The 13,018-nt window shown below is 69.9% G+C and carries 4 protein-coding genes; 2 read left to right on the top strand and 2 right to left on the bottom strand.

Annotation, left to right across the window (positions count from 1 at the left end; all coding sequences use genetic code 11):
* Positions 1–11: 11 nt before the first annotated feature.
* Both C1707_RS22155 and C1707_RS22150 read left to right on the top strand, forming a co-directional pair.
* On the top strand, positions 12–3,161 hold the full coding sequence (locus tag C1707_RS22155; RefSeq protein ID WP_101714238.1) for a TonB-dependent receptor: 3,150 nt from the start codon (positions 12–14) through the stop codon (positions 3,159–3,161).
* Between the two features lie 11 nt (positions 3,162–3,172).
* Complete coding sequence (locus tag C1707_RS22150; protein WP_240633792.1) at positions 3,173–4,522, top strand: purple acid phosphatase family protein; 1,350 nt, start codon at positions 3,173–3,175, stop codon at positions 4,520–4,522.
* Between the two features lie 73 nt (positions 4,523–4,595).
* Here the strand turns inward: C1707_RS22150 and C1707_RS22145 are convergent, their stop codons facing one another.
* Positions 4,596–11,075, bottom strand: a complete 6,480-nt coding sequence (locus tag C1707_RS22145) for an MBG domain-containing protein (RefSeq protein ID WP_101714237.1) — start codon at positions 11,073–11,075, stop codon at positions 4,596–4,598.
* Positions 11,076–11,102: 27 nt separating this feature from the next.
* Positions 11,103–12,821, bottom strand: coding sequence for a ShlB/FhaC/HecB family hemolysin secretion/activation protein (locus tag C1707_RS22140; protein WP_101714236.1), 1,719 nt, complete (start codon positions 12,819–12,821; stop codon positions 11,103–11,105).
* Positions 12,822–13,018: the final 197 nt, after the last annotated feature.

Here is a 13,018-nt window from a genome sequence, read left to right as displayed (position 1 = left end):
GGATTGTTCGAATGCGTATCCATAAAAACGGCCTGCTTACGGCCGCGGCCGTGGCCGTCCTGGCGTCGGTCGCCGCACCCGCCTACGCCTGGCAGGCGACCAGGACGGCCGAGGCGCGGGTCACCATCGCCATACCGGCCCAGGACCTGGGCCAGGCGCTGCGGACGCTGTCGCGCGACACGGGCCTGTCGATCGTGTTCGATCCGGGCCTGACGCGCGGGCGGACCTCGAACGCCGTGTCCGGCGCGATGACCGCGCGCGAGGCGCTGCGCAAGATGATCGCCGGCTCGGGCATCGAGGCCCGCGAAGTGCGCGGCGTGCTGACCCTGGAACGCCAGTCGGCGCAGGCCGAGGCCGTCGCGCCCGAAGCCGTAGAGGTCGACGGCGTCGTGGTCGGCTACGCGGCGGGTCTGCGCCGCTCGCTGGACGCCAAGCGCAAGGCCGACTTCATCTCGGACGTCATCAGCGCCGACGACATGGGCGACCTGCCGGCCAACAACGTGGCCGAATCCCTGTCGCGCCTGCCGGGCGTGAACGCGGTGCGCAATCACACGACGGGCGAGGGCGACCGCATCACCATCCGCGGCCTGTCGACCGAGCTGAACAACTACACGATGAACGGCGTGCGCATGGGCGGGGCCGGTTCGCGCGACGACAACTTCTTTCGCGGCGTCCGCCTCAGCTTTCTGCCGCCGGAAGGCATCGACTCGATCACCGTCATCAAGAGCCTGACGCCCGATCGCGACGGCGACGCCCTGGGCGGCTCGATCGACATCCGCACGCCGACGGCGTTCGACCACGGCAAGACTTATGGCGTGCTGTCGATGTCGGCGGGGATGCTCGACAAGTTCGACAACAAGACCTCGGGCGAGGTGGCCGGTTCGTTCGGCCGCCAGTTCACCGACCGCTGGGGCGTGTTCGTCACCGGCAGCTGGTCGCGCCGCAAGTCGCAGTTCGAGCAGAACGGCGCGGACGGCGATAACCAGCCCTCGGTCTGGTACGCCAACAGCGAGACGCTGGGCTGGGATCCCGAGACCTTCGTCATGCGGGGCATGGACCTGGCCGTCGGCGAGACCGAGGTCGAGCGGCGGGGCTTCAATTCCAGCCTCGATTACCGCGGCGACAAGCACGACTTCCACCTGCGCGGTCAGTTCAACGAGTACGCCAAGGACGAGTTCAGCAACCGGCTGAACTTCCGCAACGACACCAGCAAGAACTCGACCCGCCTGACCCAGGTCGACAAGACCATGACGGGCCTGGCCAGCCCTGAGGCCTCGATCATCGGCTCGGACTCCAAGCTGGGGCGCATCTACAGCTACACCACGGCCCAGATCGTCGACCGCGACGGCGACGGCCGCATCACCGACGCCGACCGTTCGACCAAGTCGTACTACACGCTGGACGGCGCCTCGGGGACCTGGGATCCGCAGGGCTTCCGCCTGCGCCGCTTCTGGGAAGGCTCGCGCGAGACCGGCTCGCTGATGTCGGTCAACCTGGGCGGCGTCAGCCGCTGGAGGGACTTCACCGTCGACTACGACCTGTCCTACGCCAAGTCGGAGGACAACATCGACGACAGCTACGAGATGGAGTTCCGCAGCGACAAGTACGGCTGGCTGGGCAACAAGGGCGTCAAGGTCACCAATTTCGGCGACAGCCGCTTTCCCAAGTGGGTGCTGAACGACGCCGGCATGGCGGCGATCCACGACAACAGCCAGTACGCCTTCGCGGGCCTGTCGGGCGAGATCGGCGGCGCCCAGGAACGCCTGTGGCAGGGCCAGTTCAACCTCGAATGGCGTCCCGTCGCGACCTGGCTGGAGGCGGTGAAGACCGGCGGCAAGTTCTACAGCTCCAAGCGCTCCACCTATAACGGCGAGTTCATGGACCTGGACGCCGACGGCACGCTGGCGGACTTCTCGCGCTTCTACGGCAAGGAAGTGACCAGCCTCTTCGACGGCGAGTATTCGGGCCGGTATCGCCTGGGCACGGTGATCGACAACAAGGCCATGCTGGCCGAGCTGCAGCGGGCCATGGCGGGGAACAGCACCTTCTTCGAGGGCTTCGCGACCGATCCGGGCAACGCCGAACTGAGCGGCGAGGACAGCTTCACCTTCAAGGAGGACATCTTCGCCGGCTACCTGATGGCGACGGCGCGGTTCGGCAATGCCCAGGTGATCGGCGGCGTGCGCGTCGAAAACACCAACAACACCATCGACGCCTACATCCTCGACGAGGTGCAGGGCGGCCACTACGCGACCGACAAGAGCGACTTCACCAACGTCCTGCCGTCGATCCACCTGAACTACGGCCTGGACGACCGCACCAAGATCCGCGCCGCGATCTGGACCAGCTTCGCCCGGCCCGACATCGCCCGCATGTCTTCGGCTCGGGAGTACGGCTACGACGTCGATCCCGACGGCGACGGCGAGGAGAACCCGACCAGCGACTGGGTGCTGGTCGCCATCGAGCAGGGCAATCCGGACCTGAAGCCGATGAAGGCCGTGAACTACGACCTTTCGATCGAGCGCTACAACGGCGACACCGGCGCCTATTCGCTGGGTCTGTTCTACAAGGACATCAAGAACTTCCTGTACCGCTCCTCGTCCTCGAACATCCGCGACGGGACGGCGGGGACTAACATCGGCCCCGACGGCGTGACCGTCTCGATGCCCAACAACGGCAAGTGGGCCAAGGTCTACGGCGTGGAGATGAGCGCCCAGCAGGTGTTTCACTGGCTGCCGGGTCCGCTGTCGAAGCTCGGCGCCAGCGTGAACCTGACGCTGCAGAAGTCGGAAGCCGAGACCGGCATCTCCTGGCATCCGGCGGGCTACACCCTGCCGCTGATGGAGACGCCCGAGCGCGTGGCCAACGTCCAGCTGTTCTGGGAATACAAGGGTTGGGAAACCTACGCCGCCTACAGCTACCAGTCGGAGTTCCTCGAGGGCATCCAGGACTTCGGCAACAATCCGTACGAGCAGGACTACGAGTTCGTGGACCTGAACGTCCGGCGCAAGCTGTGGAAGGGGGCGACCGCCTCGCTGCAGGTCCAGAACCTCTTCGACAACCACACCTACTGGTACACGGCCGGCGACAGCACCAGCTCCAGCCGGGCCTACATCAAGAACGGGCGGTCGATCTCGCTCGGCCTGAACTACGTGTTCTGATCGGGGCGTCCATGAAGATCCTCCACACCCTGATGCTCGGGGCCGCGCTCGCGGCCCTGGGCGGACCAGCCTTCGCGCGGCAGGCCGAGCGGCCCCTGCGTCCCGAACCCGCGCCGGCCCAGGCTTCGGACCGGCGAGTGGTTGCGCCGACGCTCCAGCCGGAGCGGATCGTCCTGAACCTGACCGCCGATCCGGCGCATGAGATGGCCGTGACCTGGCGCACCGCGCCGGGCCTCGTGGGCCATGTCGAGTACGCGCAGGCCGAGGACGGGCCCGACTTCGTCCAGAAGGCCGTGCGTGTTCCCGCGCTCACCGACGACGCGACCATCGCCGTGCGCGAGGACCCGGCGTTCAAGGCCGCCTATCATTCGACGGTGCTGAAAGGACTGAAGCCGGAGACGGTCTATGCCTACCGCGTCGGCGACGGCGAGCGGTGGTCGGAATGGCTGCAGTTCCGCACCGCGGCGACGACCGCCAAGCCGTTCACGTTCCTCTACATGGGCGACATGCAGAACAACATCCTCAGCGAGGCTTCACGCACGATGAGGATGGCGTTCCGCAAGGCCGGCGACGCGGCGTTCGTCATCCACGCCGGCGACCTGATCAATCGCCACGACAGCGACAACGAGTGGGGCGAATGGTTCGCCGCCGGCGGCTTCCTCTACGCCCAGACCCCGCAGATGCCGACGCCCGGCAATCACGAGTATGGCCGCGGCCCGGTGCTGAACCCGCAGTGGCGGCGGCAGTACACCCTGCCGGAGACCGGACCGGCCGGCGTCGAGAAGCTGAAGGAGACGGCCTGGACCGTCGACTATCAGGGCCTGCGCCTGATCTCGGTCGACGCGCCGCTGTTCCACGGCGACGAGGCCATGCGGGCGGAGATGGTGCGCTGGCTGGACGGCCTGCTGGCGAACAACCCCAACCGCTGGACGGCGCTGTTCCTGCACTTCCCGCTGTTCTCGATCGATCCCGATCGCGACAACGCCCGGGTGCGCGATGCGCTGAAGCCCCTGATCGACAAGTACGGCGTCGATCTGGTGCTGCAGGCCCACGACCATGGCTACGCCCGCGGGGCCATCGGGACGGGAGCGATGACCAATGCGGGGCCGAGCCATCCGTCCGACAAGGGGTCGACCTATGTCGTCTCGGTCGCCGGGCCTAAGATGTATCCGGTCGCTCCGCTGAGTTGGGCGACCGCCTCGGCGTCGCGCACCCAGACCTTCCAGACCCTCGAGGTGTCGCCGCAGGCCGTGACCTATCGCGCCTTCACCGCGACGGGCCGTGAACTCGACGCGTTCCGTCTGACAAAGAACGCCAAGGGCGTGGCTCGGGTGGAGACGCTCGCCAGGGCGGCGCGGTAGTTCCAGCGAGACCTGACGGGCAGGGCGGGCGCCGAGCGACGGCGTCCGCCCTGCTTGTTTGGGCGACCCGCGTCTAGGGCAGGGCCGCCACCACCTTGCCGCCGTCGATCACGGCTGCCTGGCGTGGGCAGTCTTCGCCCTCGCAGGCGGCGCCTTGGGTTTCCAGATTGGTTTCGGGATCCCAGTCGAGCGTGAAGTCGGGCGACTGGGTCACATGCTTGAGCATGATGGAGCCCTCCTGCTCGATCATCGGGAAACGCTCGATCGTCAGGATCGCGCCCGCGAAGGTCAGGTCGTAGTTGGCCGAAAGGGCCAGGGTCCCTCGGGAGATGACGTAGCTTCCGGGCGCTTCGCCCGCGCCCCGCGCGAGCCCGCCGGTGAAGGCGTCGCCCGCGGCCAGGGAGCCCGCGGTGACGCGATAGCTCAGGGCCGGGTCGAGCTGGCCGAACGGCTTTGACAGGTCGTTGGCCGACACCGTCACCTGTCGGCGCAGGATGTCGGCCAGATCACCGGCGACCCCGCCGAGAACGTAGTTGCCTGCGTCCGCGCCCGCCAGGGTCGCGCCGGACGCCGTCACGGTCTTGCCCGAGCCGGCGTTCCTGTCGGCGAAAGCGTAAGTCCCCGCGGCCGAGACCATGTCGCCGGCGATCACGCCCGTCAGGACGATCGAACCCGTGGCGGCCGTCGTGCCGTCATAGGTCTTGTCGTTGGCGACCACGGCGGCGCCGAGCGTCTTGGGGTCGATCCGCAGGGAGCCCACGCCGTAGCTGAAGCCGTAGTTCAGGTCCGAGGTCAGGGCGCCGCTGGCGGTCAGCACATAGGTCCCGGCGTTCCTGCTGGTCGCGCCCGAGACGACGGGCGTGCCCGACCAAGCGTCGGCGGCCGTGTCGCCGTTCGTCATGCCGGTGACCGTGGCCGACACCGAGGGAATGGCGCCGTTGTAGGTCACGACCTGGCTGACGGGCGTCACCGTCAGGGTCGGGCGGTAGGCGTAGACGAAGCGGTTGCCCGCGTTGGGCGCCAGGGCGAAGGTCCCCGCCTGGAAGTCGTAGGCCGAGCCGTAGAAGGACTTGCCGGCCAGGCCGTTGAAGCTGTTGCCGGCGGTCGTGCCCGCCGGGTCGCCGAACGCCTGGGTGTAGATCAGCCAGCGGCCGGCGGCGTTGGTCGCGGTCACGGCGTCGGCGCCGCGACCGTTGGTGAAGACGCCGTCGGAGGCCAAGACCACCGCGTCGCCCGCGCCGTCGGCCACGACCTTGCCGTTGGCGCTGAACGTCATGCCGCCATGCGAGGCGAGTGAAACCTTGCCGGCCCCGCGCACCGCCCCGTCGATGGTCAACGAGCGATTGTCGATCAGCCTGAACAGGCCGCCGGCGCTGTTGAAGTCGCCGAGCTGGGCCACCTGGTTGGCCGCCCCGAAGTCGGCGTCGCCCGCCGACGAACCCGTCAGCCGCTGGGCGGTGATAACGCCGGCGGAATCCTGGCCGATGGCCCCGCCCGAGCGCAGGTCGACGGTCTGACCGGCCGCGGTGACCGGGCCGCGAATGCCGAAGCCGGTGGTGTCGTTGAACGCGAACCCGCCTGCGGCGACGTCGACCGCATCGAGATAGGCCACCTGGTTGGCGCCCAGCAGCACGGCGCCGGTTCCGGCCCTCACGCTCAGCGCGTCGGCCCGCAGCCCGCCCTGCTGGGCGATGTCTGTAGCGGCGTCGAGCGAAAGCTGGCCGCCGACGTCGATCACGCGGCCAGGCGCGGCGTCGCCGAAGCGCAAATTGCCGGCAGCGGAACGCACCGAGAGGTCGCTGGCGACACTGGCCGAGACGAGCCGGGTGTCGCCGCCGCCGCTGACCTGGGCCCCCGCGCCCGACGTCAGCTGCTCGATCGTCAGCGCGCCTGTCGGGCCGTCGATCCGCACCGAGCCGTTGGTCGAACTGACGCCGCCGATCCGTTGCGAGCCGTTGACGATCTTCATCTGGACCGCGCCCAGACCCGCGATCGTGGTCAGGGCCGTATCGGTGTGGTCCAGGTTGACGTCGACCTTCCCCGTCGCGGCCGATGCTTCGACCGTCGTGCCGGCGCCCGCCGAGGTGACCAGATTGGCCGTGGTGATCGCGCCCGGCGTCGCCGCGCCCAGCCGCACGTCGCCGGCCGAGGACCGCACCAGCAGGCTGTTGGTTCCCGTCCCCGTCAGCGCCGCCGCGCCCAGGCCGGCGGCGCCGACCGCCGAAACCTCGATCAGGTCCGCCGCCTTGGCCGAGGCCAGGCTCATGCCGCCGACGCTGGCGACGGCCCGCACCTGGCCCGACGAGGCGTCCAGCGCGCCCAGCTGGCCGCTGGCGGCGGCGACGACGATGTCGCCGGTGTCGCTGGTGACGTCGCCGCCCATCAGGTCGCCCGCCGCGCTGATCGAGATGCCGCCGCCGTAGTGCAGGGACGTGCCGCTGAAGTCGAAATCGCCGGTGTTGTCGACGATGGTCCAGGCGCCGGCCTTGGCGCCCAGCGGCGACAGGGCCGCCCCCGTGAAGGCGCCGCCGGTCAGACTGTAGTCGCCGTCGACGGTGACGCTGGTCGCGACGTTCACCACGCCGGTCCCGCCGTTCAGGGCGACGTCGCCGTCGCCGGCGATCGTGGCGAGCGAGACCCCCTGGCCGGTCAAGCTGACGTCGCCGTCGCCCAGGCCCGCGCCGGCGCTGAGTTGGGCAAGGCCCGTCACCGCGCCGTTCTGGGCGACGATGGTCAGCTTGCGGTCGGCATGGATCGCCGCGGCGCCCAGGTCGAGATCGCCCAGGGTGTCGGTGATCGTGACGTCGCGGACGGCTCCGAAGAACAGGGTGGGGGTCAGGGCGTCGCCGAGGAAGCCTTGCGCGGTGATCGTGTAGTCGCCGCCGCTGCTGGTGGTCGCGCCGGTCTCCAGCGTGCCGTTCATGGCTTCGATCGAGATGTCGTAGGCGGCGATCTCGTCGATCTTCAGGTCGCCGGTCTTCTGCACGACGGTCGCGCTGCCGCCGATGGACGCGCCGACCAGCGCGACGCCGTTGGTGGCCGTATCGATGTTCACCACGGCGTCGCCATTGAAGGACATCACCTGCAGGCCGCCCATGCCGCCGCTGGCGGCGTTGGTGTCGACATAGTTGGCGGCGGTGATCGAGGCCTTGTCGTCCGCGCCGAAGGTGGCGGTGTTGGCGGCGAGCACGACGACGCCGTCCGGTCCGCTGGCGCCGCGCAGGGTTGCGTTCCCGTAGAGCGAGGCGACCACGACGGTCTGGCCGGCCTCGGCCAGCTGCACCGTGGCGTCGGCGCCGGCGGCCGTGACCTCGATCATCCCGTCGGCCGTGACGTGGCCCACGTCGACCGCGCCGCCGATCAATTGCAGGTCGCCGTCGCTCGAGATCAGGCTGGCCAGGGTTCCGTCCAGCAGGCCGTCGGTCTCGACATGGACGAGGTTGGCTCCATGCACCGAGCCTGTGACCGTCAGGTCGCCGCCTGCGTTGTAGAGCTCCACGTCGCCATTGCCGGCCGTGGCCGTGCCGACGGTCATCGCGCCGTCCAGCACCTCGGCATAGATGTTTCCGGCCGTGGCCGTGATCGCGCCGAAGGTTCCTGGTCCGCTGGCGATCGTCACGTCGACGTCGGAACCGGTCAGCGTGTCGATCGCCGCGCTGGTGTCGAGGTGGACCATGGCCGAGCCGCTGGCCGACCTGACCTCCGCCGTGCCCGCGCCGCCGCCCGAGCGGGAGAACAGATTGTCGGTGGTGATCGCGAGGTAGTCGGGGTCGCCCAGCACGGCGTTGGCGGCCGCCCTGACGCGGAGGTCGCGCCCGGCGCCCGCGCCGGTCAGGTCGGCCTTGCGCAGGATCGCCTGGCCGCCGGTCGAGTTGACGTCGATGTCGTCGCCGGCCGTGGCCGAGACGAGGTCGATATCGCCCGCCGCGGTGACCGTGACGTCGCCGCCGGCGGTCAGGTCGTAGGCGCTGGTCAGGACGTCGTAGGACTCTAGCGTGATGTCGCCGGAGGCGTTGAGAGCGTTGGTCAGCACCAGGCCGCCGTCGGTGTCGGTGATCGACAGGTTGCGGATCGCGCCGCCGGGATCCAGCGTGACGCCCGCCCAGCTCGGCGCCCGGGCGGTGTAGTCGCCGCCGCCCACGGTGATGGCGGCGGCGTCGATCGCGCCGCCGCCGCCGTAGAGGTCGACGTTGAAGCCGCTGACCGAGCCGGCGGTGAAGCCGCTGTCGACGCCGATCGAGGCCGTGCCGCTGGTGGAGCTGGCGCTGACCGAGGTCAGGCCGCCGGCCAGGCTGGCCAGGAACACGCGCGCGTCGCCGCCCGAGGAGGTGACGTCCAGGGTCCCGTAGCCGCCGGTGCGGTCGATGGTGTTGGTGATCGAGATGCCGGCCTGGTCGTCGGCGCCGAGCGTGGCCGCGCCGGTCGCCGAGACCGTGAGCGCGCCGCCGCCGTCGATGCTGACCTTCCGCAGCGTCGCGGCGCCGTCCAGGGCCTGGACCAGGATCGAGCCGTTGGACGTCAGCGAGGCGACGGTCGCATCGCCCGTGGTCGCGGTCACGGTGACGCTGTCGCCGCCCGAAACCAGCCCGCCAGAGCCGGTGGCGCCGGTGAAGCCCGTCGCGCCGGTGAGCACCAGGTTCCGCGTCGCGACGACTTGGGCCAGCGGGTTCACCGTCAGGCCGCCATCGGTGGTGGTGACGGTGACGTCCCGTCCGTCGATATTGCCCGTAATGGTCAGGGCCTTGGCGTTGTTCAGCACGACGTCGTTGGCCGTGGCCTGGATGCTGACGGCCTGATTGATCTCGTTGGCGCCGCTCAGGTCGACCCCCGTCGCGCCCGAGGCGGAAAGGGCGTTGGCGGCCACCCGGCCGCCCGTCTGGCTGAGCGCGCCGCTGCTGGAGACCAGCGTGGCCGTACCGGCGGCGGTGTAGTTTCCGGTCAGCGCCAGGCTGCCGGCGCCCGCCCAGGTCAGGCTCCTGGTCGAGGACGCCGAGCCCAGGGTGGCGGTCGTGTCCGCCGAGATCCAGACATCGCCAGCCGCGCCGCCCGTCCCTTGGGTGACGGCCGAGCCGACGTTGACGGCGCCGGTGGTCGATCTGGCCGTCACGTGGCCGTCGTCGGCGGCGCCGACGCCCGACGATTTCAGCGTGGCGCCCGAGGCCAGCACGTCGCCGCCGGTGGCGATGACCTCGACGTCGTCCCCGGCCGTGGCCGAGGTGATGACGGTGGCGGAGCCGTTGGTGGCGGTCAGCAAGACGTCGCGGGCGGCGCTGGCGTTCGTCACGCTGACGCTCGCGCCGCTGATGATCACGTCGCGGGTGGAACTGCCCGTCGTCAGGGTCGCCGTGGTGGCGCCGCTGACGGTGATGTCGCCGGCCTTGGAGCCCGTCCCCTGGGTCAGCAGCGTGCCGCCGGACGCCGAGCCGTTGGTCGAGCGAATGAGGATGTGGCCGTCGTCGGCGCCGGTGCCGGTGGTCCTGGCATAGAGCCCGCCGGCCGTGACGTTGCCGTCGGCCGTGATCTCGATATCGTCGCCGGCGAAGATGCGGTTGGTGACGAAGGCCTGGATCGTGCCGGTCACATAGACGCTGCGCACCGCGTCGACGGTGCTCATGAACACCTGCGGCGCGACCAGCCTGACATCTCGTGCCGAGTTACCCAGGGTCAGCGACGCCGATCCGTTGCTGGTGATCTCGATGTCGCCGGAGATCGTGGTCGTGGCCGAGCCGACGGAGCTGTTGGAGGCCGAATGCACCGTGGCGCCGGTGGCTCCGGTGATCTGGGTCACGGTCGCGCCGGAGCCGCCGGCGTTTACCGAGGCCGCGCCGGAGGTGGCGGTGATCTCCGAGACGGTGATCGAGCCGCTGGTCGTGCTCATCTGAGCGGTCGCGCCGTAGACCGTCTGGACGGCGAGGTTCCCGCTCGACGCGCTCAGCACCACGTCGCCGGCCGAGTTGATCGAGGCGCTGGTCGCCGATGAGACCGAGAGCATCCGGATCATGGCGTTCGACGCCGCCCGCAGGACCGTAGTCGGGTCCGCGGCGTCGACGAAATTGGCGTCGATCAGGCCTGTGCCGCCCGCGAACACGAATCCGCCCGCGGTCATGTTGGCGGTGGGCGAAACGATCACGCCCTGGGGCGAGTAGAACCAGATGTTGCCGCCGGCGGAGCCGCCGACCGTGCCGGTCACCGTGCCGCCCGCGTCGATGGCGATCTGGCTGGTGGTTTTGTTCAGCACGATGTCGCTGGCGGCGTCGAACTGGAAGTTCATGGTGTCGCCGCCGCTGACGTGCAGGCTGCCCCAATTGATCACGGTCCGCGGCGCGTTGAGGTCGATGTCCAGCGTCTGGGGGTCGGGTGCGGTGATGACCGGTTGCGAGCCGCCGGTGGAAACGGTGATGCTTCCGGCGCCAGGGATGGCGGGCAGGGTCTGCGCGAGGCCCGGCTGGGCCAGCGCGGCGGCGATGCCGCACAGGGCCGAGGCCGCCAGCAGTCGGGTGCGGCTTCCGCCCGAAAGGGCGCGGTCGTGGATCATTTGCGGCGACTGGGTCATGGAGGACGCTCCGGAGACTTCAGCAGGCTAGAAGAGGGCGGCGGACAGCGAGACGAGCACGCGCGACGACGGCGCGTCGCCGACGCCGAACGGGCTGTCGAACGGCTTGGCCCAGGCCAGGTTCAGCGCCACGCGCGAGCTCAGCTGGGCGCGGACCCCGACCCCGGCCGAGGTCAGGTCCAGCTTGCCGGCGCCGACGCCCAGATTGGTCAGTTCGGCCAGATCGTAGAAGGCGTAGGGCCGCCAGGCGGCGCGGCCGCCATTGAAGGGCAGGGGAACGGTGCTGAATTCCAGCGAGGCCGCCAGCGCGCGGTCGCCCGAGGCGACGGACGGATCGTAGCCGCGCCCGATCGTCAGGTTGCCGACGCCGTATTCCTCGTATGACAGCAGCGGATCGTCGGTGTGCTGCCAGACGACGTTGAGCTTGCCGATCACCGGCCCCGCCAGGCGGCCGCCCAGTTCGCCCTCGGTCCGCATCACCGTGGCCTTGGGCTTGCCCAGCAGGCGGGAGGCCGCCAGGTCGCCGTAGCGGCTGGCGCCGAGGCCGTTGCTGCCCTGGCGCACTTCGAACACGCCGGTCAGCGCCACCGAATGCGCCGCCAGACCGGCGGGGGCGTAGTGGCCGTCGAGCCGCAGGAAGAACACCCGCAGGTGATCCTCGGTCAGCGTGGCCAGGCCGCCGCCGAACTCGACCTTCTGGTCGATCCAGTCGAGGCCGACGCCGATGTTGAGGTTCTGGCGGCGATGGCGCACCAGCGGGTAGGTCAGGCGGACGCTCCCGGCGAACGAGTCGCCTTCCAGGTCCAGCGGCGCGAGCACGTCGCCCGGCTTGGTCCAGCCCCAGGCGCCCGACAGGTCGGCGGTCAGGCCGTCGGCGCCGATGTAGAAGCGCTCGGCCACCTGGATGACCCGCTGCTCGTCGCTCGACAGCGTGCCGTAGCCCAGGATCGAGGTGCGCTCGCCCAGGGGCGTGAAACCGTTCAGGTCCAGTCGCGCCAGGGTCAGGTCGCGTCCGACGGTCTTGGAGCCGTAGTTCTGGGCGACCGCCGAGCCGTCGACGGCGTCGCGGGAGATGGCGATCTGCAGGTCGAAGGCGCCGTCGCCAGCCGGCGAAGGCTTCAGCGCCGACTGGATGCGCACGCCCGGCACGTCGGAGGCCAGCAGCAGGTAACGCTGGGCGGCGTCCAGGTCGAACGGGGCCATGCCGCGCAGCTGGTCGAGGAACCGCATGACCTGTTTCTGGGCCGGGCCGGCGTCTCCGCTGTAGTTCACCGATCCTATCCGCGCTTCGACGACCGTCAGGGTCAGGCGGCCGTCGGCGATGCGCTGCTGGGGAATGACGACGTTGGCCAGAACCCCGCGCCGCAGGTAGAGCGAGGCGGCCCGGTCGCGGATGTCGCAGACCACGCTGAGCGGCGCCTCCCGGCCCAGGAACTCGGCGTAGGTCGAGGCCAGGGCCTCGTCCGAAACCGCCAGGGCGCCGGACGTTCCGCCCTGGAAGTCCACCGCCTTCAGCGTGACCTTGAGGGGGCTGTCGCGGAAGGCGCAGGGACCGGCCTCGACGCCCTTGAACAGGTCGCCGCGCGGCGCGGCCGCGATGGGGGCCGCGTTGGCCGGGTCGAGTTGCTGGCGCGAGGGCAGGGTCACCTGCGCCGACGCCGGAGCGGCGGCCGCCAGGGCCGCGCACGCGCATATCGCCGCGCTCGCGCCGAGCATGGCGCGCCGCATACGGAACAGAGTTTTCAAGCCCCCAACCCTCCGGCTACGAGCGCGACACCGCCCTCAACCTAGACATTACTATGCTGCAAAACCGTGCAAGATAACACCGTCATGGGTGATCAACTCGCGGCTGACCAGCCCCGTGCTTGCTCGATTTGAGGGTTCCGCGCGAGGCCGGCGGCGATCATCCCCGCGCCCGCAGGGGCCGGCTGTAACAGTCAATT

It is taken from the genome of Caulobacter flavus (assembly GCF_003722335.1).
GTDB lineage: Bacteria > Pseudomonadota > Alphaproteobacteria > Caulobacterales > Caulobacteraceae > Caulobacter > Caulobacter flavus.
This window is presented reverse-complemented; position numbering and strand designations above follow the sequence as displayed.